Raw genomic sequence first — 23675 nt, forward strand, 5'->3', positions numbered from 1 at the left:
TAACGTTTCCATCCGCGTTTTGCAGCCCTTTATCGCATTTTCAGGAGAATCCCAGGCTTCCGGCGGATGCCGTTTGCGCCAGCAGCGCTTTCAGCTCCGGTACGCATGAGCCGCAGTTGGTGCCGCAGCGTAATGTTTTGCCCAGCGCCTGAACGGAGTCGCACCCTTGTGCGATAGCCTGCTGAATAGCACACTCCCCCACGCTAAAGCAGCTACAGATAATGCGTCCCTGGTCGGGCATCCCGCCGCCCGGTTTGCCGCTCAACAGGCCATGCCGTTCAGGGGCGTTTTCCGGCGGATGGCGGAACGCGGCAATCACCGCCGCATCGTCTGTTTCGGGTTTTATCGCATCTGACCAGAACCCCAGCATTAACTGTTCCGCCTGCCAGGCCAGAATATTCAGCCCCTGCGGCGTCTGCGCGGTCTGCAATTGCCAGTGCTGTTCGCGGCACATCGCCAGCAACCAGTCGCGATCGTCACGATCGCTTGCGAGGGTGAAACGCGCCACGCCTTCCGCCGCTTTACGCCACCAGTGAACAAAAGGAGGAAAGGTTATCTCTTCGCGGATGAACAGTTCCCCCTGCCAGCGCGGCTGCCACGGCGTGATGCGTACCGCCGTTTGTTTACTCTCCGGCTGCCCTGATTGAGGATCGCAGACGGGCGCGACCAGCGCATTCACCCTTCCCTGCCGGGCAAAGCGATTATTCCAGTGCATCGGCGTAAACGCCGTCCCTTCCCGCAAGCCGGCCTGAATCACCACTCTGGCGACCATTACCCCACGCGAAGAGCTGATACGGCCAAATGCGCCATCCACCAGGTGAAAACGGGCGGCATCGGACGGTGAAACCTCAACAATCGGTTCGCTAATGTGCTGCATAAGCCGAACCACCGTTCCGGTTCGGGTCATGGTGTGCCACTGATCGCGCAGGCGGCCGCTGTTTAAAATAAGCGGATAGAGCGCGTCACAGCGCGTTCTCATGCCCTCCGGTTCAACGGGCACCAGCCGCAGACGCTTATTGCGATGCCAGCCGCGAGCCAGGTTCAGCGCTCCGTGGTGACGGCTGACCGGCCAGCGGACAGGCGCCATTTCATCCCACGCCGCGCGGTTCAGATCCGCCAGCGCGCCAATATCAAACGCGCGGTCGCCGTCATTTTCAAACCCCGACAGCGCAGCGTGTTCCCGAAAGACATCCCACGCATCCTGCCAGGCGAATGCCTCACCAAAACCGAGTTGTTTCGCCATCTGCGCGACAATCCACCAGTCTGCTCTGGCCTCGCCGGGGGCGGTTAAAAATGCGCGCTGACGCGAGATGCGCCGTTCAGAGTTGGTGACGGTGCCGTTTTTCTCCCCCCAGGCCAGCGCCGGAAACCGGATATGCGCCAGTCGACTAGTATCGGTATCGGCCACCACCTCCGAGACAATGACCAACGGGCAGGCAGACAGCGCCTGACAGACGGCATGAGTGTCCGGCAGCGATACCGCCGGATTCGTGCCCATGATCCACACCGCCTTCACCTCGCCGCGCGCGATAGCGTCGAACAGATCCACCGCCATCAACCCTGGCGTCTGCGCCAGCCGCTCCGTGCCCCAGAAACGGGCAACCCGCGACAGATCCTGCGGCTCAAAATTCATGTGCGCCGCCAGCTGTGTCGCCAGCCCGCCGACTTCACGCCCTCCCATCGCATTTGGCTGTCCGGTCAGCGAAAAAGGCCCGCAGCCTTCCCGCCCGTATTTACCGCTGGCAAGGTGTACATTAATGATCGCGTTACATTTATCACTGCCGCTGGCGGACTGGTTAATCCCCATCGTGTAAAGGGTGATTGCGCGCGGCGCGGTCAGAAAGCCATCATAAAACCGGCGGATTTCCGCGGGTTCCAGACCACAAAATTGCGCGACTCGCTCAACAGGCCAGCGGCTGGCGCGGGCAAACGCCGCCTGCGCATCATCAAAATCGACGTCATATTCGCCGCTTGTCGCGATGGCGTGCAGCAGCCCGACAAACAGCCCGCCATCGCTGCCGGGCGTCAGAGCCAGGTGCATATCCGCAATATCACAGGTGGCGGTGCGCCGGGGATCAATCACCACCACTTTCATGGACGGGTTCTCTTTTCGCGCCTGCACCAGGCGCTGATAGAGCACCGGATGCGTCCACGCCGCGTTCGAGCCGACCAGAATCACCAGATCGCTGCGCTCTATATCTTCGTAGCTGCATGGCACCACATCCGCGCCAAACGCGCGTTTGTAGCCCGTAACGGCTGACGACATGCACAGGCGCGAATTGGTATCAATATTGGCCGCACCGATGAATCCCTTCATCAGCTTATTCGCCGCATAGTAGTCTTCCGTCAGCAGTTGTCCCGAGGCGTAGAAAGCCACCGACGCAGGGCCATATTGCGCGATGATGCTACGCAGGCGCTCGCCCGCCGTATTCAGCGCCTGCTGCCAGCTTACCGTTTCACCGTTAACCTGCGGGTGTAATAACCGTCCGGTCAGGCCGGTGGTTTCTCCCAGCGCGGCGCCTTTCACACACAGTCGCCCAAAATTGGCCGGGTGATCGGGATCGCCCTGAACCGTGACGCCCTGTTCGCTGACGCGGGCGATCACCCCACAGCCGACGCCGCAGTAAGGGCACGTTGTCCGGGTTTCATTCATGACGCCTCCGCGCGCAGCAGTAGCGCCTGATTCCCGACCCATACCTTGCCCGCTTCGACTTTCACCGGCCAGGCGCGCACAACGGGCTCACCGCTGTCATACTGCCGACCATCGCGCAGGCGAATACGCTGTTTGTAGAGCGGTGAAATGACAACGGGTTCACCGCCGGCATCCCCCAGAATTCCCCGGGAAAGCACGTTTGCGTCGCTGCCAGGTTCATGGTTATCAAGGGCGTAAATCGTCTGACCAAAGCGAAACAGCGCAATTTGCAGGTTGCCTAAACGGGCGCCAATGCCCGCCTGCTCGGGGATCTCCTCCAGCTGACAAACCTCCTGCCAGGGTTTTGTCGGCAGGATGGCTCTCGCTGGCGCCGCCGGTTTCGCCAACTGCGGTTGCCCACGTAGCATCTGGCGCGCTACGGCTTCATCCGGTTCGTCACCGTTCACGCTGGAGCGGAACAGCGCCAGACGCTGCGGATCGTTCAGCGTGGTTTGCCATTCACACTGGTATGTTTCCACAATCCGCGCCATCTCCTGTTCAAGCTCGTCGCCGATACCCAGGCTGTCGTGTATAACCACCTCGCGCAGATAGTCGATGCCCCCTTCAAGATTATCCATCCAGGTGCTGGTGCGTTGCAGGCGATCGGCGGTACGGATATAGAACATCAGGAAGCGATCCACGAATTTAATCAGCGTGGCGTCATCCAGATCGCTGGCGAACAGATCCGCATGACGCGGCTTCATACCGCCGTTTCCGCAGACATACAGGTTCCAGCCCTTATCGGTGGAGATCACGCCAACGTCTTTCCCCTGCGCTTCGGCACACTCGCGGGTACAGCCGGAGACCGCCATTTTGATTTTGTGCGGGGCGCGCAGTCCCTTGTAGCGGTTCTCCAGCGTAACGGCCAGACCGGTTGAATCCTGAACGCCATAGCGACACCAGGTTGATCCGACGCAGGATTTCACCGTGCGCAACGACTTCCCGTAGGCGTGCCCGGTTTCAAAACCGGCGGTAACCAGATCGCGCCAGATATCCGGCAGCTGTTCGAGGCGCGCGCCAAACAAGTCGATACGCTGCCCGCCGGTAATTTTGCTGTAGAGCTGATAACGTTTGGCGATTTCGCCAATGGCGATCAGCCCATCCGGCGTCACCTCGCCTGCCGCCATGCGCGGTACGACGGAATACGAACCGTCTTTCTGGATATTGGCAAAATAACGATCGTTGGTGTCCTGCAACGGCAGATGCGCAGGTTTTAGCAGATACTCATTCCAGCAGGAGGCCAGCACCGAGCCCACCAGCGGTTTGCAAATCTCACAACCATGCCCGCGACCATAGCGGCTAATCAACTGCTCAAAGGTGTGGATGCGGTTCACCCGCACCAGGTGGTAAATCTCCTGTCGCGAGTACGCAAAGTGTTCGCAGATATCCTTTTTAACCTCCACGCCCTGTGCCGCCAGCTGGAACTCCATCACCTGTTTCACCAGCGCGCTGCACCCACCGCAGCCGGTTGCCGCTTTGGTGCACTGCTTGATTGCGCCCATCTCCGTTGCGCCCGCGCTGACCGCCTGGCAAATGTCCGCCTTGCTGACGTTATGACAAGAGCATATTTGCGCGCTGTCCGGTAATGCCGCAACGCCCAACGCTTTCGGCGCGCTGCCCGCCAAAGCAGGTAAAATCAGCGATTCCGGCTGTCCGGGCAGCGCCATACCGTTAAGCATCATTTGCAATAACGTGGCGTAATCCGCCGCATCCCCCACCAGCACGCCGCCCAGCAGCGTCTTGCCGTCCGCGCTGACCACAATTTTTTTGTAGATTTGCTCCGGGCCATGCGTCCACTGATAGCTTTGCGCGCCTGGCGTGCGCCCCTGCGCATCGCCGAACGAGGCCACATCCACCCCCAGCAATTTGAGTTTGGTGCTCATATCCGCCCCGCTGAACGCCGCATCTTCACCGGCCAACTGCGCTGCCGCCACGCGCGCCATCTGGTAGCCCGGCGCAACCAGCCCAAACACCCTGCCGTCCCAGAGCGCACATTCACCGATGGCAAAAACATCCGCGTCAGAGGTCAGACAGTGGTTATCAATACACACCCCGCCGCGTTCTCCGATACGAAGTCCGGCGCCGCGCGCCAGCGCATCCTGCGGGCGAATACCGGCAGAAAACACCACCATATCCGTCTCCAGACGCTTACCATCCGTAAACACCAACTGTAACCCTTGCGGGGTGGAGACAATTTCCGCAGTGGATTTCGAGGTATGCACGCTCACGCCCAGCGCCTCGATTTTTTCGCGCAGCATCGCCGCGCCAGCGTTATCAAGCTGAACCGCCATTAAAGATGGCGCGAACTCGACAACATGCGTCTCCAGCCCTAATTGCCGCAAGGCGTTCGCCGCCTCCAGCCCCAACAGCCCGCCGCCAATCACCACCCCACGGCGAGAGTGTTTTGCCTTCGCGGCAATAGCATCCAGATCGTCCAGCGTGCGATAGACGAAACACGCCGCCGAATCACCGCCTTTCACCGGCGGAACAAAGGGATATGATCCGGTTGCCAGCACCAGTTTATCCCAGTGCGTTTCATGTCCGCTGGCGGTGCGAATAACGCGGGCATCCCGATCGATCGCCGTGACGCATTGTGACAACCGCAGCTCAATACCGTGGCGGGCAAAAAAATCGCCTTCCACCAGCGAGAGCGATTCTGCGCTGCGCCCGGCGAAATACTCCGACAGATGAACGCGGTCATAGGCGGCATAACGCTCTTCGCCAAAGACCACAATCTGATAGTCAAGATGCAGATTACGGCTAACGCATTGCTCAAGAAAATGGTGGCCAACCATACCGTGTCCAACAACAGCCAACGTGGGTTTTGTCATAGTCACCTGTCCTGCAGCCGCAGGCTGCGTATCAAATCTGTCGAATAACCAGTCAGGATTCGCCGACGCAGCCTGCGCCAGCAAATCAGTCAACGGCGCGGCGCTGCGGCAATCGCCCATCAGCAGCACCCCCTGTAACCGTCCATTGCGGATCAGCAGACGACGGTAATGGCCGCTCAGCGGGTCAAATGTGCGCAGCAGGTCATCACCCGCCGTGGCGTTTACCTCCCCGGCGCTGAACAGATCGATGCCCGTCACCTTCAGACGCGTACCGCTGTCCTGCCAGTGAAAATCAGCGCCGGGGGTTCCCGCCAGGCGAGCCGCCAGCACCTCCGCGTGCGCCAGACAGGGCGCGACCAGCCCCCAGGTCTGACCGTCGATTTCACAGCACTCGCCTATCGCGCTGATCCCTGCCACCGCCGTGCGCAGTTGCCCGTCCACCACAATTCCACGCTGACAGGGCACCCCGCTTGCCTGCGCCAGCACCGTATTGGGTTTTACGCCAGTGGCAATCACCACGCGCGTTGCAGACAGCACGCAACCGTTCGTCAACGTGACGTCATCAGGCGTAATCCTGTCGATACCGGACGACAGCACGCAGTCAATCCCGCGTGCGTTAAGGTGTTCCGCCAGCAGTTCCCCGGCCTGCTCATCAAGCTGTTGCTCCATGAACCGATTGCCACGATGAATCAACGTGACATTGTCACCTTTTAGTCGCAGCGCGGCGGCCGCTTCGACCCCAAGTACACCACCGCCCAGCACGGCAACCGGCCCGCAGCCATGCAGGATGCTGTCCACATCGTTAATCGTGCGAAAAGCATGCACATGGGGTAAATCAGCGCCGGGGATCGGCGGAATAAACGGAACCGAGCCGGTGGCAAACACCAGCGCATCCCACGCCAGCGTTCGACCGGTGGTAGTGGCGGTACGCGCTATCGCGTCAACGGCGATGACGGCTTCCCCCGTCAGCACCGTGGCGCCGTGGCGCTGATACCACTCAGGCGGATGCAGCAGCGTCTGCGCAAAGCGCTTTTCGCCGCCCAGTACGGGCGAAAGCTGAATGCGGTTATACGCATGCTGCGGTTCTTCCCCCACCACGGTTATCGTGAAGGCCTGCGGCGCCCGCGCCAGCAGCGCCTCCACCAGACGGGTGGCGGCCATCCCGTTTCCGATAATGACCAGTCGCTGCGTCATACCGCCTCCCTACGCCGCCTTCGGCTGCTTTTCGTAGAGGAAGTGAAAAATCTGCTGGCGCAACTGGTGGTATCGGCTGTCGTCAGCCAGCTGCACGCGATTACGCGGGCGGGGGAGCGTGACGGGCAAAATGTCGCCTACCGTCGCCGCCGGGCCGTTGGTCATCATCAGCACGCGATCGGAGAGCAGCACCGCTTCATCCACATCGTGGGTAATCAGCACAATGGTGGTATTGAGCGACTGCTGGATTTGCATCACCGTGTCCTGCAAATGCGCGCGCGTCAGGGCGTCCAGCGCGCCAAACGGTTCATCCATCAGCAGCACTTTGGGTTTCATCGCCAGCGCCCGGGCGATGCCGACGCGCTGCTTCATCCCCCCGGACACTTCTCCCGGATGCTTGTGCATGGCGTGCCCCATTTGCACCCGTTCAAGATTGTGTTCAATCCATTCCCGACGCTCTGTTTTCCCCATCGTGCGGCGAAAGACCCGATCAACCGCCAGCGCAACGTTATCGAAGCAGGTCAGCCACGGCAGCAGCGAGTGATTCTGAAAGACCACCGCCCTTTCCGGCCCCGGCCCGGCGATTTCCCGGTTGTCGCAAATAAGCCCCCCGTCGGTAGGGAGCGTAATTCCGGCAATCAGATTCAACAGCGTCGATTTCCCGCAGCCGGAATGCCCAATAAGGCTGACGGTTTCACCTTCATGAATGTCGAAAGAGACGTTTTGCAACGCCAGAAATTCGCCGCTGGCGGTAGAAAAACGCTGACTGACAGCCTGTACCTGAATTAACGGTTTCATGGTGTTCCCCTTATTTTTCCTGCCAGCTAAAACGACGCGCCACCAGCATTAAGCCCTGCTCCAGCAGCAGGCCAACCACGCCGATGATGACGATAGCGATGAGAATGTTTTCCACATTGAGGTTGTTCCACTCGTTCCAGATCCAAAAGCCAATGCCAAGGCCGCCGGTGAGCATTTCCGCCGCCACAATCACCAGCCAGGCGATGCCGATAGACAGGCGCACGCCGGTCAGCACCGCAGGCAGAACCGCCGGAAAGAGAATACGGCGCATCACCGTCCATTCCGGGAGTTGCAGGACACGGGCAACGTTAAGGTAATCCTGTGGGATGCGGCGCACGCCTTCGGCGGTGTTGATCACCATCGGCCAGATAGAGCAGATAAAAATAGTCCAGCTTGATGCCGGTTCCGCTTTCTGAAACAGCAGCAAGCCAATTGGCAACCAGGCCAGCGGGCTGACCGGTCGCAGCAGCGCGATCAGCGGGGTAAACATGCGCGAGAAAAAGGTGAACCGGCCGATCAGGAAGCCAAGCGGGATACCCACCAGCGCCGCCAGCCCAAAACCAATCGCCACACGCTGTAGCGACGCCAGCACATTCCAGCCAATCCCCATATCATTAGGCCCACCGTTATAAAACGGGTCGGCAAACAGCGTCAGCGCGGAATCAAGGGTGCTGAGCGGCGTCGGGAAGCCTTTGCTGTTAATGGCCGCCAGTTGCCAGCCCACCACCAGCAGCGCCAGCCCCAGCAATGCGGGAACGGTTCGCTGCGCCAGCGTTCGCATCAGATGCGACAGCGGCGGATTACGCCTGCGCACCGTAACGGGCGGCAGCGTAATCACTTCACCGGCGGCGGGTTCAGGAATGCGTCTTTGCGCGTTTTGTACTGTTTTCATGTCAGGCCCCTTGATGATGGAGAGTGAAGCTGTTGGCGTAACGTTCGGGGTCCCGCCCGGTCCATACGGAACCATCCATGAGGGTGCTGGTGCGTAACAGCTGAGAAGGCGGCGTGATGCCGCCTACCGCTGCGGCGGCGTCCCGCCAGATGTCCGTGCGGTTAATCCGGGCGGCGATGGCGTTATAATCCGGCGCGTCCTTGAGCAGCCCCCAGCGACGGAACTGCGTCAGGAACCACATCCCGTCGGAATGCCACGGAAAACTCACTTCCGCATCGTGATAAAAACGAATGGCGTGCGCGTCCTGCCAGCGATGCCCTGCGCCGTTGTCGTACTCGCCCAACATACGTCCGGTCAGGTACTGCTCTTTGGTATTAAGCCAGGCGCGACGGGCCAGTATTTGTGCGGTTTCGCGTCGGTTTTCCACTGAGGCGTCGATCCAGCGCGCCGCCTCCAGTACCGCGCTGACCAGCGCTCTGGCGGTGTTTGGATGCTGTTCGACCCAGTCACGGCGCGTTCCCAGGATTTTTTCCGGGTGATCGGGCCAGATGGCCTGTGAGGTCGTGGCGGTAAAACCAATGCGATCATTAATCGCACGGGCATTCCACGGTTCACCGACGCAAAAACCCACCATGTTGCCAATACGCATGTTCATCACCATTTGCGGCGGCGGCACGACGACCATTCGGACATCAGAGAACGGGTCAATACCCGCGCTGGCCAGCCAGTAATAGAGCCACATCGCATGCGTTCCGGTCGGAAAAGTATGCGCAAAGGTGTAAGTGCCGGGCGCTTGTTCGGCGATCATGTTTTTCAATCCGCCAGCGTCGGTAATGCCTTTCTCCTGAAGCGCCGTCGACAGCGTGATTGCCTGCCCGTTCTGATTTAGCGTCATCAGGTTCGCCATCGGCTGTGGCTTACTGGCAATACCAAGCTCAAGACCATAGAGCAGGCCATACAGCACATGCGCCGCGTCCAGTTCGCCGGAAACGAGTTTGTCGCGCACCGCCGCCCAACTGGCCTCTTTGGTCGGCACAAGGGTAATGCCGTATTTCTTATCAAACCCTTTCAACGCGGCGATGATCAGCGGCGCGCAGTCGGTGAGCGGAATAAAGCCGACTCTGACGGTTTCAAGTTCGGGTTTGTCCGACCCTGCCGCCCACACGGACTGCATCAAACCGGGTACCAGCAGCGCCCCGCCCATCGCGGCCCCTGCCTGCAATAATCGACGTCGCGTCAATGAAACAGACCTGTCACCCATACATGCTCCCCATTGCAAAAAAAAAGCGCCCGGCAATGCCGAAGCATTGCAGGACGCCTTTATCCCAAACGCGCGCAAACCGTCGTTGGTTTGCCGCTAAACTGTTTTCAGAACTCTTTCACCATTTCAGTCCTGCAATTCAGATGCCAACATCAACATGCCCCTATTCCGCCGCTTTTCAGGCGGTACGCGAACGCGCTTGCACCCGAATCTGGCACACGATGCCCAGCCGTTGTGCAGCTACCCTTTGGTTGTCACCTGCCAGAGCGATTTCACCGTGAGCAGCGCACGCGCGATGTCCACCATCCGCTGGTTCTTATCCATCGCCATTTTGCGCAGCGACTGCCAGGCCTGCTCTTCAGACAGATTCTGGTGATGCATCAGCACATATTTGGCCTTATCAATAACCTTTCGCTCCTCCAGCGCATCCTGTAGCGACGCCAGCTGCCCGCTGAGCTGCTCCAGCTCCCGCGCCTGTTGCCGCACAACCAGCAGCAACTGCTTATCCCGGCGCAATGAGAACGTATCGTCGGTGGCATCATCCAGCCAGCTGGCGAGCGGCAACGTTGTCTCATCCTGCGCCAGACGGCGCTCCACCGCAGACATTAACTCGGCGATCAGCATCTCCTCGATGCTGCGCAGTTGCTCCAGCCGTTGCGTCTGGAGCGTGAACCAGCGTAAAGCGCTTTCGCCCTTATCGGGCGCAGGCTGGCGCGTACAGGCCAGACGGCGCCACTGTTCGATAGCGGCTTCCGCTTCGCACTGTCGGCGAAATGCGTGAACCACCGCCGGTGACGCCAGCGATATAAAGGTGTCAAAGCAGAGCTGCTGTCCGTCAATGCGATCCACCAGTTCCTGTCGCATCTCGTGGCTGAACGCCCCTTGCGTAAACCCTATCGCCCCCAGCGCCCGCTCTTGCCCCACCAGCTCCTTACCCTGCATAAAGCTGTACAGCGCGACCATCCCTCCGGCGATGTGGGGATGGTCGATGTTGTCGTTAAGCTGCGGCACAATGCTTAACAGGTGGCGCAGCGTGCGGCTGTACTGCTCCATCGCCTGTGGCGCATCGCTATGCCGTCCACTGACCGCTTCGCGCAGCTGCGGCAACTGCTCCAGACACCAGACAGCCCCGGCGATGCGATGACAGAGCGCGCTGTTCGCCATCGGCCTCATCTCCTGCAACAGGGACTGCAACCGGGCGTGTTCTTCGTCCACCAGCGCGCGGCTGGCGCGTATCTCCGGCCCATAAAGTTGCCCTGCGGAACACAACCAGATGTTGGATGCGCCGCGTTCGCACTGTAGCATATGCACCAGATGGCTAATCCGGGACACCAGTTTCCCTGACTGCGCCAGTTGGCGAAGCTGCGTATTCTCAAGCTGGCGCGCATAATGAAACCATTGGGTGGCGCCGGGGCGGCTTTCCATATTCGTCATCATCGTTGCTCTCCCGGGTAACAGGTCTACCCGTAACTACAAGCAATATCCATGCCCCCCTGACAACAGGAGTCAAAATGCAAAAGATAGTGATCGTCGCAAACGGTGCGGCATACGGTAGCGAAGCGTTATTTAACAGCCTGCGTCTGGCCATTGCGCTACGTGAACAGGCCGGCGACCTCGACCTGCGTTTATTTTTAATGTCGGATGCCGTCACCGCAGGATTACGCGGACAGAAGCCTGCGGAAGGTTACAATATCCAGCAAATGCTGGAGATCCTGACCGCGCAGAACGTCCCGGTGAAACTGTGTAAAACCTGTACCGACGGGCGGGGAATCACCACATTGCCGCTCATTGACGGCGTGGAAGTCGGTACGCTGGTCGAACTGGCCCAGTGGACGCTGGCGGCGGATAAAGTTCTGACCTTCTGATCCCCGGCGCGGGAATTGCCCCTGGTTTCCGCGCACCTTCATTAGCGCTTAACGCGCATTTAGCCCTGCTGATACTATTTTCTTATGGACGCGGTTGCAGCCTCAAGAATCGCCGCCCGGTAGCCGATAGGATTTCCAATACCACACTGAAGGAAATACTATGTTCAGCTCAATTCGCGCCCGTATTATTGCGGCGACAACGGTATGTCTGGTTGTCGCCCTCCTCCTTAACACGCTGATTAACCTTCAGGTAACGCGTCTCGATAACCGACAAGCGCAGCAGGATACGCTCATCAGTACCAGCGCCAGCCACAGTCTGGCGATTGCCGACTGGGTTAGCAGCAAAATGAATATGATTTCCTCGTTGCAGCAGGCGGCGCTAACCGACGATCCGGTGCCGGTATTTCGTCAAATGGCGCTGGGCGGCGGCTTTACGAATATCTATGTCGGGTATGCCAGCAAAACAGCAAAATTCTCCGACCCGGCAGGCATACCGCCAGATTTCGATCCGACGTTACGTCCCTGGTATCAACAGGTTGTCAGCGCTGACGCTGCCGTCGTTACGGCCCCCTATGTTGATGCCGGAACCGGCAAGCTGGTGGTAACGTTCGCCGTTCCGGTGAAAGAGAACGGCGAACTGAAAGCGGTGGTCGCCGGTGATGTCGCGATGGATGCCGTCGTGGCGAATGTACACGGTATTCGACCGACGCCCGCCAGCAGCGGTATGTTGCTCGACCAAAACGGAACGCTCATCGCCGCCAACGATCCGGCGCTGACGATGAAACCTTTCGCGCAGATCGTCAGCGGCGTGGATTTCAATCAGGTAAAAAGCGGACACCCTGTTCAGGCGCTGATCGGCGAGAGTAGTAAAACGCTGCTGGCGACGCCGGTGCAAGGAACCCACTGGTGGCTGGTCGTGGCGTTAGACGAAAAAGAGGCAACCTCCGGCATGCTGGCGCTGCTGAAGGCGTCCACCCTGTCCCTGCTGCTGTTGGTTCTCGCGGGCGGCGCAGTGATGCACCTTCTGGTGGCTCGCCTGATGAAGCGTCTGTCCACGATCCGCGACGCGATGCATGCCATTGCCAACGGGACGAACGATTTGTCTCAACGTTTGCCGGACAGCGGCACGGACGAGGTCGCACAAATCGCCAGGGCGTTTAACGGTTTTAGCGATAAGCTGTCCGTGGTAATGGTACAGCTACGCGATGCCAGCGCCTCGGTGAAAATGGCCGCGCAGGAGATTGCCGCCGGTAACCGCGACCTTTCAGGCCGTACCGAGCAGGCCGCCTCCAGCCTGCGTGAAACCGCCAGCGCCGTTGAGCAAATCACCGCATCGGTCGCCCAGTCCACGGAATCTGCCGCCGAAGCCAACGATCAGGCGCAAAAAGCCTCACAGGCCGCCACGCGCGGCGGCGACGTGGTCTCGCAGGCAATCACGACAATGCAATCCATTGAAGGGGCATCGGCGAAAATCGGCGATATCACCAGCGTGATCGACGGCATTGCGTTCCAGACCAATATTCTGGCGCTGAATGCTTCGGTCGAAGCCGCCCGGGCGGGAGAGCAAGGCCGCGGGTTTGCCGTTGTCGCGGGTGAAGTGCGCAACCTTGCCAGCCGCAGCGCGCAGGCGGCAAAAGAGATTAAATCGTTGATCGACTCCACAACCACCAGCGTCGCGACAGGTTCACGTTATGTTCATCTGGCCGGAGAAAGTATGCAGGAGATCCTGTCCAGCATCGGCCATGTCTCCGGCATCATGCATGAAATCAGCATCGCCACCAGTGAGCAGATGAAAGGCATTCAGGAAATAAATCACTCCGTGAACCACCTTGATCGCATGGTGCAACAGAACGCTGAACTGGTGGTGCAGTCTGCCGCCGCCGCAGGCGCCTTGCAGAGCCAGGCAGGCGAGCTGGCTGAAACTGCCGGGCATTTCCGAATTTAATCTTATAAGGGCGTGTTTTTGTCGAAAGTTACCACGCCCTTTCAATGATTTTCAGGCATTTTGTCATTTTTGTTTAATGGTTATGCCATTTTTTGATCAAAATCAGCATCCGTGAGCTCACCCTTTGGTGTTATGCAGTGAGTGAAATGTGAACAACATCACGCAGCACTTCCGCAAGGGAGTACGTTGTTTTCAAGAACGGGGTGAAAAATGGCATTAGTGAAAGCAAGTTTGAAATTGTTTGGTGGGGATACGGTGATAGTGCGTTGTTCTGAACGCTGCCACATCCATTTAATGAGCGAGAAAAAACACGTCAAAGACACGCAGACCGATATTTTAAGCGTGCAGAACCGTGATAATGCCTGGCTGACCGTACCGTACACCGGTGTCTGGAACGTGCTGATCGACAGCCACAGCCAGTCACTGGAACACTCCATCAGTTATATCGCAGCCTGATGTTTTTGCCCCTGGATTCAGGGGCAACGCTCAGGCAAATCCGGGGTTGAATCCCCTTTCCGGCTGATTCTCGCCTAACAAGCCTCTGACTTTCGCCACCAGATCGTTCAGACAATCGTCCCGCATCCCCAGTCTGGCAAGCTCCTGTTCCAGCGAGAACAGATATTGCGCGTTGGTGCCCAACGGCCCACTGGCGGCAGCGATCAGCGGCGCGATAATCTGAGCGCGAGTATCCGACTCATACAGCGGGTGTCGCGGGTCCATAATAAACACCAGCGCATTGACCGTCCGGCCATCATCCAGCGCCAGCTGGCACCAGGTGGGAAGATAGCAGCCGGTAATCATTTCCCGCTTCCACAGCAGCGTCAGCTCCTGCTCCAGCGCGTTCTCCGGCAGTTTATAAGCCACGCCAGTAGTTCGCCCGCCCTCTTTCAGCGCCAGCATCCGTCCGGGCTGGCACGCCGTTCCACGCCCTGCCGTCAGACGCAGACAAAACGCCCGGTGCCAGCCGACCAGCGTACCGGTACAGGACTCGTCAAATTCTAACGCTGGATTCCACATCAACGATCCATAACCGAAGATCCACACCGGTCCATCATCGGGCCTACAGGCAAGCGTCGCCGCCAGTGAAGCAGCCCGTTGTTCTGCTGACCAAAGTAGTGATTCTTCAATAGCGCCAAACGCCGTTTTACAATCGGCATTCAGTAAAAAATCACGCGTTAACACCTTACACCTCCGCCACTGCAAACTTCCCTGCAACACTTTTTTGACGCCTTCCGGGCATTTTAACTGCTCATTTTGAAACCACTAACAGGACAATATGCAATTCAATCGCCGCTTGCAAGGCAGCAGACGCTCAACGCGCATCATTTGCCTGATCTGAAATGAAGACGATCAGCGCTTTTTATGCCACTTATCATCGTCCCCTTTTTGGTAATCATTTTTGACGGCAGCCCAGGCAACCTTATGCGCGGTCTCCTCCCGGCTGGCGTCGTCACGTCTGTCCGCTTTATCTTTATATTGTTCCCAGGCGCTATTAAACGCCTCTTTATAGACATCCTGCGCGTGCGCAGGCAGCACATTCTGCACGCTTTCCGGCAAATCGCTTTTCGTTTTATAAGGCATTGCTGACTCCTCTTTTTGCTGTAAACCTTTAGTGTGGTCAACAATGTTTTGTCTCGCCAGTCGGGTGCTATTTTACTTTTTATTTGTCACTAACCCACTGTTATTCATATACTCTCTAAACAAGACGTACTTTTTTATTCACTCTGCGGGGAAAAATAGCCCATGCCGTAAAATTACGTAAAAACACAATGATGAAGCCGCGATTTCTGTTATTTTTTACAATCTTTAATACATTTATAATTAAAAACACCTGCGGAGATGGAGAATCATAATGACACACGCACATGAGGCGGTGAAAACCCGCCACAAGGAGACCTCGCTTATTTTCCCGGTTCTGGCACTGGTGGTGCTGTTCTTATGGGGAAGCAGTCAGTCACTACCAGTGGTCATCGGTATTAATATACTTGCCCTTATTGGTATTTTAAGCAGCGCTTTCAGCGTTGTCCGCCATGCGGATGTATTAGCGCACCGACTCGGCGAACCCTACGGTTCCCTGATCTTAAGTCTTTCTGTCGTTATTCTGGAAGTGAGTTTAATTTCCGCATTGATGGCCACCGGCGACGCCGCGCCAACGCTGATGCGCGACACGCTCTATTCAATCATCATGATTGTAACTGGCGGACTGGTCGGTTTTTCTCTGCTGCTTGGCGGTCGTAAATTCGCCACGCAATATATGAACCTGTTTGGCATTAAACAGTATTTAATTGCCCTGTTTCCGCTGGCGATTATCGTACTGGTCTTCCCTATGGCGCTGCCAGGGGCGAATTTTACTACGGCTCAGGCGCTGTTAGTGGCGCTTATTTCCGCCGCGATGTACGGCGTTTTCCTGCTGATTCAGACAAAAACGCACCAGAGTTTATTCGTTTACGAGCATGAAGATGAAAGTGATGACGATGACCCGCACCACGGCAAACCGTCCGCGCACAGCAACATCTGGCACGCTGTATGGCTGATCGTACATCTGATTGCCGTTATCGCCGTGACGAAAATGAACGCCAATCCACTGGAGACACTGTTAACCGAACTGAATGCGCCAGTGGCATTTACCGGTTTCCTCGTGGCCTTGCTGATCCTCTCCCCTGAAGGGCTGGGCGCGCTGAAAGCGGTGTTGAATAACCAGGTACAGCGAGCCATGAACCTGTTCTTTGGTTCGGTACTGGCAACCATCTCCCTGACCGTACCGGTGGTGACGCTGATTGCATGGGCTACCGGAAATGACCTGCTCTTCGGTTTGGGCGCCCCGGAGATGGTGGTAATGGTGGCCTCACTGGTGCTGTGCCACATTTCCTTCTCGACCGGGCGAACCAATGTGTTGAACGGCGCGGCGCATCTGGCTCTGTTTATCGCTTACCTGATGACCATTTTTGCCTGACGGACAAAAAAGCCCGGTAGCGTTTACGCTTTCCGGGCTTACGAAACCGCGTTTATTGTAGGCCGGATACGGCGTCAGACGCCCTCCGGCACACATCATCCCCGCTTAGTGTTCGGTATCCAGCTCGCCGAAGCTTTTCACCAGATCGTCAATCGCTTTAATTTGCTTCAGGAACGGTTCCAGCTTCGCTAACGGCAGCGCGGACGGACCGTCACATTTCGCATGCTCCGGGTCCGGGTGCGCTTCAATGAACAGACCGGCCAGACCTACCGCCATACCGGCGCGCGCCAGTTCAGTAACCTGCGCGCGACGACCGCCAGACGCGGCGCCAAACGGGTCGCGGCACTGCAACGCATGGGTGACGTCGAAAATAACAGGCGAGTTACCGGAAACTTTCTTCATCACGCTAAAGCCCAGCATATCAACAACCAGGTTGTCGTAGCCGAAGTTCGCACCGCGATCGCACAGGATCACTTTATCGTTGCCGCCTTCGTGGAATTTGTCCACGATATTGCCCATCTGACCAGGGCTGACGAACTGCGGTTTTTTCACGTTAATGACCGCGCCGGTTTTTGCCATCGCTTCCACCAGGTCGGTCTGGCGAGCGAGGAATGCCGGAAGCTGAATGACATCCACCACGTCAGCGACAGGCTGCGCCTGACTGGCTTCATGAACGTCGGTGATCACTTTCACACCAAACGTTTGTTTCAGTTCCTGGAAAATCTTCATCCCTTCTTCCAGACCCGGGCCACGGTAAGAGTGAATAGAGGAACGGTTGGCTTTATCAAAAGAGGCTTTGAACACATAAGGAATACCCAGCTTCTGGGTCACGGTTACGTAGTGTTCACAGATACGCATCGCCAGATCGCGTGATTCCAGCACGTTCATACCGCCAAACAGCACAAACGGCAGGTCATTTGCCACGTTGATGTCGCCAATGCTAACCACTTTTTGTTTCATAGGATCGCCTTAACCATGGGTAAAATGTCGATTAATTAATGCAAAACAATTTGCTTGTGCGCAATGGTATTAATCTGCGCACGAATCATTTCGCTGATCGGGTCTTCTGGACACTGTTCAACAAAATAACTTAAATCCGTCAACGCAACATGTTCACACTCCAGTTGCGCATAAATCAGCCCCCGGTCGCGGATCTCGTAGGGGTCTTCCGGGTTAAATTGCAGTAACGCTTCGCTGGCGCGCAACGCCAGTTCCATTTGCCGCTCTTCCATCAAGGAAGATTTCAGCGTATCCAGCAACTTGCGAATGACCTCAGCGTTATCCGCCTCATCCAGATCTTCGTTAAACAGTTCAGCGACCGGGCTAATATTGCCCTTCAGCCAGACTTCCAGCGTATGCTCATCGAGCGTTTCGCCGTTAAATGGGTTGATCAGCCACATTTCCCCCTCCAGCGATTCAATACGCAGAATCAACTGGGTCGGGAAAATGACCGGCACCAATGGGAGACCCAGCCGGTGAGCCAGCCACAATAAGATTGCGCCTAACGATACCGCGCTCCCCTGGCGGTTTTTCAGAACCTGATCGAGCCATAATGCATCAGAAAGACGGTAGACGCCGTGGGTATCTCTGAACCCCCACTCGCCATAAAAAAGTGCCAGCAATTTTTCCAGTTGCTCATCCTGAGACAGGAGCTGGCTAATTTCTTCATGCGCCAGACTGGCCAGACGTTCCAGTTCGTCATAGACCGCTTGCGTCGGAAAATCCAGGCGGATCGATTCCGATGCCAGGATCATCCCATCGCACAGTGGCGCTTTATTAAATTCGAAATCAGCTAACGACCTCATGACTTACCCCAGTAACGGTATTTTTGTGGTGGCGAGTTTAATGATGATGTACAGCACCACCAGCGCCAGCGGGAAGGCGATAACGCGCGCCTGCTGACTGCGCGCCTGACGATAATCAAGCGCAATAAAACCCAAAACGATGTAGATGATAACGCCAAACAACTTCTCAGTCAGCCATGTCCCCTGTTCGGTGAATGGCAGGATGTGCGTTTTTATGATCAACCCCGCTCCGCTAAGCAGCAAAACGGTGTCAATAATCGGCGGGACAACCCGCGTCCAGCGTGCGGATGCCAGCGCATGGCGGGTATAGCGCCACCAGAAACGCAGCACGAACAGGCTAACGGAAAGCGTAACGCTGGTCAGATGGACGCCCAGCAGCAGCGTAAATGTATTCATGGCGCGATCCGCCCAAGCGTGATTCGTTCGTTGTCGCCATAATCACGGCAGGTCTCAACCTGAACGTACCCCGCCTGCGTCAACGCGGTTCTGACCGCCGCCCCTTGCTGCCAGCCGTGCTCCAGCAACAGATACCCCCCCGGCGCCAGCGCATGGCGCGCCTGCGCGATAATGTGCGTGATATCCGCCATGCCGTTATCGTCTGCGACCAGCGCCGACAGCGGTTCAAAACGCACATCGCCCTGCGCGAGATGGGGATCATGCGCATCAATATACGGAGGGTTGCTGACGATAATGTCAAATTGCTGCCCCGGCAACGCCGCGAACCAGTCGCTTTGCAATATGCGAACATTGTGAATCGCCAGATGTTGCGCATTACGGCCAGCCAGCGCCACGGCGTCTGGCATACGGTCTACCGCCGTGACTTCGCAGTCCGGTCGCTCTGTCGCCAGCGCCAGCGCAATCGCGCCGGTTCCGGTGCCGAGGTCGAGAATCCGACACGGCGAATCAGGCAGACGCGCCAGCGCCTGCTCGACCAGACATTCGGTGTCCGGGCGCGGAATCAGCGTAGCGGGCGAGACAAACAGCGGCAGTGACCAGAACTCGCGCATGCCAGTCAGGTGTGCGACCGGTTCGCCGCGCTGACGACGCGCCAGCAACTGCGCCAGTTGCTCACGCTGCGTGTCGGTCAGCGCCGTTTCGCCAAATGCCAGAATAAAGGTGCGCGCCTTACCGGTAACGTGGCCCAGCAAAATCTCGGCATCACGTCGGGGGCTTTCACTCTCCTGTAAGCGGCTTATCGCCTCACGCAACCAGTGCTGGTAATCCATTATTCCTGCTCGGACAACGCCGCCAGTTGGTCGGCCTGATGTTCCTGAACAATCGGCTCAATGAGCATGTCCAGTTTCCCCTCCATCGCCTCATCCAGACGGTAGAGGGTCAGGTTAATACGATGATCCGTCACGCGACCCTGCGGGAAGTTATAGGTACGGTTGCGATCGCTGCGGTCGCCGCTGCCTAACAGGTTACGCCGGGTTGAGGCTTCAGCCTGCTGACGCTTCGCCGTTTCTGCGGCATGGATGCGCGCCCCAAGCACCGACAGCGCCTTCGCTTTGTTTTTATGCTGTGAACGTTCGTCCTGGCACTCCACCACAATACCGGTCGGTAAGTGCGTAATACGAATTGCGGAGTCGGTGGTGTTAACGTGCTGACCGCCCGCGCCCGAAGAGCGGAAGGTGTCGATACGTAAATCAGCCGGGTTAATATCCGGCAGTTCGGCCTCCGGTAGTTCCGGCATAACGGCGACGGTACAGGCGGACGTGTGGATACGCCCCTGCGATTCGGTCGCCGGGACGCGCTGAACGCGATGGCCGCCGGACTCAAACTTGAGTCGCCCGTAAACGCCATCGCCGCTGATTTTGGCGATGATCTCTTTATAGCCGCCATGCTCGCCTTCACTGGCGCTCATGATCTCTACTCGCCAGCGACGCGCTTCAGCGTAACGGCTGTACATGCGGAACAGATCACCTGCGAACAGCGCGGCTTCATCGCCGCCTGTTCCGGCGCGCACTTCGAGGAAAGCGTTACGTTCGTCATCGGGATCTTTTGGCAGCAGCAGAACCTGCAACTGTTGCTCCAGTTGTTCACCTTTTTCTTTGGCTTCGCGCAGTTCATCCTGCGCCATCTCGCGCATTTCAGGATCGTCGAGCATCATCTGTGCCGTTTCGATATCATCCTGAACCTGTTGCCAGTCCGTAAAACAGCGAGAAACATCGCTTAATTGCGCATACTCACGCGACAGCGCGCGAAAGCGTTCCTGGTCTGCGATGGTTCCCGCATCACCCAACAGCGCCTGAACTTCTTCATGGCGTTCGTGCAGGGCTTCCAGTTTGGCAACGATAGAAGGCTTCATAGGCGTAAATGCACCCTGTAAAAAATAGATTGGTGTGCTGCTACTCCAGCCCGAGGCTGTCGCGCAGAATATTCAGGCGTTCGTCATCCCCGTCACGGGCAGCCTGTTGAAGAGATTTAGTTGGCGCATGGATCAGGCGGTTGGTCAGTTTCCATGCCAGATCCTGCAAAATGGCTTGCGCGTCGCCGCCCTGTTCAAGGGCTGCCAGCGCTTTAACTGTCAGTTCATCGCGTACGTGCTCTGATTGACTACGGTATTCGCGGATGGTCTCGCTGGCGCTTTGCGAGCGCAGCCAGGCCATAAATTCGCTGGCTTCCTGCGCGACAATCGTTTCGGCTTCCACTGCCGCCGCTTTACGCTGCGCCAGGTTATGCGAAATGATGCTTTGCAGGTCATCAACGCTGTACAAATAGGCATTCGCCAGTTTACCGACTTCCGGCTCCACGTCGCGCGGCACGGCAATGTCCACCAACAGCATCGGCTGGTTACGGCGGCTTTTTAACGCGCGCTCCACCATCCCTTTGCCGATAATCGGCAGCGGACTGGCGGTTGAGCTGATAATAATATCGGCTTCCCGCAGACGTTCGTCGATGTCGCTCAACGAAATAACCTCGGCTCCCACTTCATCCGCCAGCACTTGCGCACGTTCGCGGGTGCGGTTGGCGATGATCATTTTCTGTACTTTATGTTCACGCAGATGGCGCGCGACCAGTTCAATGGTTTCACCCGCCCCGACCAGCAACACCGTCACCGTAGAGAGGGATTCGAAAATTTGACGCGCCAGCGTACAGGCGGCAAAAGCAACGGACACGGCGCTGGCGCCGATGTCTGTTTCGGTGCGTACGCGTTTGGCGACGGAAAACGATTTCTGGAACATGCGTTCCAGCGCGCTGGCATGCAGATGGCCTTTTTGCGAATCCGCAAACGCTTTTTTCACCTGACCGAGAATTTGCGGTTCGCCCAGCACCAGCGAGTCCAGCCCGCTGGCGACGCGCATCAGGTGGCTGACGGCGTCGTTGTCCTGGTGCCAGTAGAGGCTATTGCGCAGGTCGTCTTCATTGAGATTATGGTAATCACATAACCAACGAATCAGCGCCTCTTGCAGGTTATCCTGTTCTTCAACGCTGAGATACAGCTCCGTACGGTTGCACGTCGACAACACCACGCCGCCCTGCACCATCGGCTGCGCAAGCAGGCTGTCCAACGCCTGATCGAGCGTATCTGGCGAAAACGTTACGCGTTCTCGCAGCGATACAGGTGCCGTTTTATGGTTAATACCGAGCGCTAAAAGGGTCATGTGTGCGGGAATAGTACCAGCGTTGATAAGGTTAGACTGGGTGCATCATACAGGATGCTCGTGGTCAATAAAAGAGACAGCCTCCTTTTGGAGTAATAGCTTACTGTTTAAATTAAGATAACGTGAACGTAGACGATGTACCCGGTCAGCGCTAGCATTAAGGGTTATAACTGCAACCAACCGACGGGTTCAGTTTGTCGGCCTGATAAGCATAGCGCCATCAGGCAATTATCGCACCGTATTACAAGGATTCGTCATCACTATGACCCTGCCTGATTTTCGCCTGATCCGCCTGCTTCCGCTGGCTAGCCTGGTCCTCACCGCCTGTACGATCAATGCGCCGAAAGGTCCTGGCAAAAGTCCCGACTCCCCTCAGTGGCGTCAGCATCAGCAGGACGTGCGCAAGTTGAATCAGTATCAGACGCGTGGCGCGTTTGCTTATATCTCCGACGATCAGAAAGTGTATGCCCGCTTCTTCTGGCAGCAAACCGGTCAGGATCGCTACCGTCTGCTGTTGACCAATCCGCTGGGCAGTACCGAACTGGAGCTGAACGCCCAGCCGGGCAATGTGCAACTGGTCGACAATAAAGGGCAGCGTTACACCGCCGACGACGCCGAAGAGATGATCGGCAAGCTGACCGGGATGCCCATTCCGCTTAACAGCTTACGCCAGTGGATTCTCGGTCTGCCGGGCGACGCCACCGATTACACCCTCGACGACCAGTACCGCCTGAGCGAAGTGAACTACCGCCAGGACGGTAAAAACTGGAAAGTGGTATACAGCGGATACGACAGTAAAACGCAGCCCGCCATGCCGGCAAATATGGAACTCTCTGACGGCGGTCAGCGCATCAAACTGAAGATGGATAACTGGATTGTAAAATGATGACCCACTGGCCATCTCCGGCAAAACTGAATCTGTTTTTATACATCACCGGACAGCGTGCGGACGGTTATCACACATTGCAAACGCTGTTCCAGTTTCTTGATTACGGCGACACGATCGGCATTACGCCACGCGGCGACGGCGAAATTCATCTTTTGACGCCTGTCGAGGGCGTCGAAAATGACGACAATCTGATCGTCCGCGCGGCGCGGTTGCTGATGAAGACAGCGTCCGCCCACGGGCGTTTGCCCGCAGGCAGCGGCGCGGATATCAGCATCGAGAAACGTTTGCCCATGGGTGGCGGTCTGGGGGGCGGCTCGTCCAATGCGGCGACCGTTCTGGTGGCGCTGAATCATCTCTGGCAGTGCGGATTATCGGTCGATGAACTGGCGGAAACAGGCTTAACGCTGGGCGCGGACGTCCCGGTGTTTGTCCGTGGACATGCGGCCTTCGCCGAGGGCGTGGGTGAAATCCTGACGCCGGTAGACCCGCCGGAGAAGTGGTATCTGGTTGCCCACCCTGGAGTAAGCATCCCCACGCCGGTTATTTTCAAGGACCCCGAATTACCGCGCAACACGCCAAAAAGGTCAATAGAAACGTTATTAAAATGTGAATTCGGCAATGATTGCGAGGTTATCGCAAGAAAACGTTTTCGCGAGGTTGATGCGGCGCTTTCCTGGCTGTTAGAATACGCGCCGTCGCGCCTGACTGGTACAGGGGCCTGTGTCTTTGCTGAATTCGATACAGAATCCGCTGCTCGTCAGGTGCTTAAGCAAGCCCCGGAATGGCTCAATGCGTTTGTGGCGAAGGGTGTCAACCTCTCTCCATTGCAAAAAGCCATGCTTTAAGCCGGGCAAGCTGAGTTTCGGTGACAACGTCACCCTGTTCCAGACGTTGCATCGCGCTCTTTAATACACCGCCTGGATAGGATATTGCCTGGCCCGCACA

General features: G+C 57.4%; 20 protein-coding genes. 6 read left to right on the plus strand and 14 right to left on the minus strand.

Annotation, left to right across the window (positions count from 1 at the left end; genetic code table 11):
• Positions 1 to 40 precede the first annotated feature (40 nt).
• From OGX93_RS04575 to nasR, 6 genes are all read right to left on the minus strand, one after another.
• Entirely contained in the window at positions 41 to 2653 is a 2613-nt protein-coding gene (locus OGX93_RS04575; protein WP_286449572.1) for a nitrate reductase, read from the minus strand.
• On the minus strand, positions 2650 to 6717 hold the full coding sequence (gene nirB / locus OGX93_RS04580; RefSeq protein WP_286449573.1) for a nitrite reductase large subunit NirB: 4068 nt from the start codon (positions 6715 to 6717) through the stop codon (positions 2650 to 2652). The genes OGX93_RS04575 and nirB overlap by 4 nt, the downstream gene beginning before the upstream one ends.
• Positions 6718 to 6726: 9 nt before the next feature.
• Positions 6727 to 7515, minus strand: coding sequence for an ABC transporter ATP-binding protein (locus OGX93_RS04585; RefSeq protein WP_286449574.1), 789 nt, complete (start codon positions 7513 to 7515; stop codon positions 6727 to 6729).
• A 10-nt stretch (positions 7516 to 7525) separates the two neighbouring features.
• Positions 7526 to 8407 (minus strand): nitrate ABC transporter permease, encoded by an 882-nt coding sequence (ntrB, locus tag OGX93_RS04590; protein ID WP_012132174.1) that lies wholly within the window; start codon positions 8405 to 8407, stop codon positions 7526 to 7528.
• A 1-nt stretch (position 8408) separates the two neighbouring features.
• Positions 8409 to 9668, minus strand: coding sequence for a CmpA/NrtA family ABC transporter substrate-binding protein (locus OGX93_RS04595; protein ID WP_286449575.1), 1260 nt, complete (start codon positions 9666 to 9668; stop codon positions 8409 to 8411).
• Between the two features lie 240 nt (positions 9669 to 9908).
• A complete protein-coding gene (nasR, locus tag OGX93_RS04600; RefSeq protein ID WP_286449576.1) occupies positions 9909 to 11105 on the minus strand; it encodes a nitrate regulatory protein NasR in 1197 nt (398 codons plus the stop codon).
• Positions 11106 to 11179: 74 nt separating this feature from the next.
• Between nasR and OGX93_RS04605 the strand changes: the two genes are divergently transcribed.
• From OGX93_RS04605 to OGX93_RS04615, 3 genes are all read left to right on the plus strand, one after another.
• Entirely contained in the window at positions 11180 to 11533 is a 354-nt protein-coding gene (locus OGX93_RS04605) for a DsrE/DsrF/TusD sulfur relay family protein (protein ID WP_049010651.1), read from the plus strand.
• 160 nt (positions 11534 to 11693) lie between these two features.
• A complete protein-coding gene (locus OGX93_RS04610) occupies positions 11694 to 13478 on the plus strand; it encodes a methyl-accepting chemotaxis protein (protein ID WP_286487775.1) in 1785 nt (594 codons plus the stop codon).
• 210 nt (positions 13479 to 13688) lie between these two features.
• Entirely contained in the window at positions 13689 to 13934 is a 246-nt protein-coding gene (locus OGX93_RS04615) for a DUF1883 domain-containing protein (protein WP_012132167.1), read from the plus strand.
• A 30-nt stretch (positions 13935 to 13964) separates the two neighbouring features.
• On the opposite strand, the gene OGX93_RS04620 is transcribed toward OGX93_RS04615, so the two are convergent.
• Entirely contained in the window at positions 13965 to 14660 is a 696-nt protein-coding gene (locus OGX93_RS04620) for a gamma-glutamylcyclotransferase (protein ID WP_049010648.1), read from the minus strand.
• A gap of 168 nt (positions 14661 to 14828) precedes the next feature.
• Positions 14829 to 15059, minus strand: coding sequence for a putative cation transport regulator ChaB (chaB, locus tag OGX93_RS04625; RefSeq protein ID WP_286449578.1), 231 nt, complete (start codon positions 15057 to 15059; stop codon positions 14829 to 14831).
• A 271-nt stretch (positions 15060 to 15330) separates the two neighbouring features.
• On the opposite strand from chaB, the gene chaA reads away from it, so the two are divergent.
• Positions 15331 to 16431, plus strand: a complete 1101-nt coding sequence (chaA, locus tag OGX93_RS04630) for a sodium-potassium/proton antiporter ChaA (protein WP_012132163.1) — start codon at positions 15331 to 15333, stop codon at positions 16429 to 16431.
• 105 nt (positions 16432 to 16536) lie between these two features.
• Here chaA and kdsA read toward each other — a convergent pair whose 3' ends face one another.
• Genes kdsA through hemA form a run of 6 tightly spaced genes read right to left on the minus strand, consistent with a single transcriptional unit; the run spans position 16537 to position 21841 of the window.
• Positions 16537 to 17391 carry a 3-deoxy-8-phosphooctulonate synthase gene (kdsA, locus tag OGX93_RS04635; RefSeq protein ID WP_012132162.1) on the minus strand — a complete coding sequence of 285 codons (855 nt, stop codon included), beginning with the start codon at positions 17389 to 17391 and terminating at the stop codon, positions 16537 to 16539.
• 35 nt (positions 17392 to 17426) lie between these two features.
• Positions 17427 to 18236 (minus strand): invasion regulator SirB1, encoded by an 810-nt coding sequence (gene sirB1 / locus OGX93_RS04640; RefSeq protein ID WP_012132161.1) that lies wholly within the window; start codon positions 18234 to 18236, stop codon positions 17427 to 17429.
• Positions 18237 to 18239: 3 nt separating this feature from the next.
• A complete protein-coding gene (gene sirB2, locus OGX93_RS04645) occupies positions 18240 to 18632 on the minus strand; it encodes an invasion regulator SirB2 (RefSeq protein ID WP_047463430.1) in 393 nt (130 codons plus the stop codon).
• Positions 18629 to 19462, minus strand: coding sequence for a peptide chain release factor N(5)-glutamine methyltransferase (gene prmC, locus OGX93_RS04650; RefSeq protein WP_286449579.1), 834 nt, complete (start codon positions 19460 to 19462; stop codon positions 18629 to 18631). Before prmC ends, sirB2 begins: the two co-directional genes overlap by 4 nt.
• Entirely contained in the window at positions 19462 to 20544 is a 1083-nt protein-coding gene (gene prfA, locus OGX93_RS04655) for a peptide chain release factor 1 (RefSeq protein WP_012132158.1), read from the minus strand. The genes prmC and prfA overlap by 1 nt, the downstream gene beginning before the upstream one ends.
• Before the next feature lie 40 nt (positions 20545 to 20584).
• Positions 20585 to 21841 carry a glutamyl-tRNA reductase gene (gene hemA, locus OGX93_RS04660; RefSeq protein WP_012132157.1) on the minus strand — a complete coding sequence of 419 codons (1257 nt, stop codon included), beginning with the start codon at positions 21839 to 21841 and terminating at the stop codon, positions 20585 to 20587.
• A gap of 262 nt (positions 21842 to 22103) precedes the next feature.
• Between hemA and lolB the strand changes: the two genes are divergently transcribed.
• Complete coding sequence (gene lolB, locus OGX93_RS04665; protein ID WP_047463422.1) at positions 22104 to 22727, plus strand: lipoprotein insertase outer membrane protein LolB; 624 nt, start codon at positions 22104 to 22106, stop codon at positions 22725 to 22727.
• Positions 22724 to 23575 (plus strand): 4-(cytidine 5'-diphospho)-2-C-methyl-D-erythritol kinase, encoded by an 852-nt coding sequence (ispE, locus tag OGX93_RS04670; RefSeq protein ID WP_012132155.1) that lies wholly within the window; start codon positions 22724 to 22726, stop codon positions 23573 to 23575. The genes lolB and ispE overlap by 4 nt, the downstream gene beginning before the upstream one ends.
• Positions 23576 to 23675 lie beyond the last annotated feature (100 nt).

Origin of the sequence: Citrobacter sp. CK195 (genome assembly GCF_030333365.1) — a bacterium.
In the GTDB taxonomy this organism is placed as follows: Bacteria; Pseudomonadota; Gammaproteobacteria; order Enterobacterales; family Enterobacteriaceae; genus Citrobacter_B; species Citrobacter_B koseri.

Bases quoted from the DNA above. Each gene is read 5' to 3' on its own strand.
- OGX93_RS04575 (WP_286449572.1), bottom strand. From the start codon at position 2,653: ATGAATGAAACCCGGACAACGTGCCCTTACTGCGGCGTCGGCTGTGGG.
- nirB (WP_286449573.1), bottom strand. From the start codon at position 6,717: ATGACGCAGCGACTGGTCATTATCGGAAACGGGATGGCCGCCACCCGT.
- OGX93_RS04585 (WP_286449574.1), bottom strand. From the start codon at position 7,515: ATGAAACCGTTAATTCAGGTACAGGCTGTCAGTCAGCGTTTTTCTACC.
- ntrB (WP_012132174.1), bottom strand. From the start codon at position 8,407: ATGAAAACAGTACAAAACGCGCAAAGACGCATTCCTGAACCCGCCGCC.
- OGX93_RS04595 (WP_286449575.1), bottom strand. From the start codon at position 9,668: ATGGGTGACAGGTCTGTTTCATTGACGCGACGTCGATTATTGCAGGCA.
- nasR (WP_286449576.1), bottom strand. From the start codon at position 11,105: ATGATGACGAATATGGAAAGCCGCCCCGGCGCCACCCAATGGTTTCAT.
- OGX93_RS04605 (WP_049010651.1), top strand. From the start codon at position 11,180: ATGCAAAAGATAGTGATCGTCGCAAACGGTGCGGCATACGGTAGCGAA.
- OGX93_RS04610 (WP_286487775.1), top strand. From the start codon at position 11,694: ATGTTCAGCTCAATTCGCGCCCGTATTATTGCGGCGACAACGGTATGT.
- OGX93_RS04615 (WP_012132167.1), top strand. From the start codon at position 13,689: ATGGCATTAGTGAAAGCAAGTTTGAAATTGTTTGGTGGGGATACGGTG.
- chaB (WP_286449578.1), bottom strand. From the start codon at position 15,059: ATGCCTTATAAAACGAAAAGCGATTTGCCGGAAAGCGTGCAGAATGTG.
- chaA (WP_012132163.1), top strand. From the start codon at position 15,331: ATGACACACGCACATGAGGCGGTGAAAACCCGCCACAAGGAGACCTCG.
- kdsA (WP_012132162.1), bottom strand. From the start codon at position 17,391: ATGAAACAAAAAGTGGTTAGCATTGGCGACATCAACGTGGCAAATGAC.
- sirB1 (WP_012132161.1), bottom strand. From the start codon at position 18,236: ATGAGGTCGTTAGCTGATTTCGAATTTAATAAAGCGCCACTGTGCGAT.
- sirB2 (WP_047463430.1), bottom strand. From the start codon at position 18,632: ATGAATACATTTACGCTGCTGCTGGGCGTCCATCTGACCAGCGTTACG.
- prmC (WP_286449579.1), bottom strand. From the start codon at position 19,462: ATGGATTACCAGCACTGGTTGCGTGAGGCGATAAGCCGCTTACAGGAG.
- prfA (WP_012132158.1), bottom strand. From the start codon at position 20,544: ATGAAGCCTTCTATCGTTGCCAAACTGGAAGCCCTGCACGAACGCCAT.
- hemA (WP_012132157.1), bottom strand. From the start codon at position 21,841: ATGACCCTTTTAGCGCTCGGTATTAACCATAAAACGGCACCTGTATCG.
- lolB (WP_047463422.1), top strand. From the start codon at position 22,104: ATGACCCTGCCTGATTTTCGCCTGATCCGCCTGCTTCCGCTGGCTAGC.
- ispE (WP_012132155.1), top strand. From the start codon at position 22,724: ATGATGACCCACTGGCCATCTCCGGCAAAACTGAATCTGTTTTTATAC.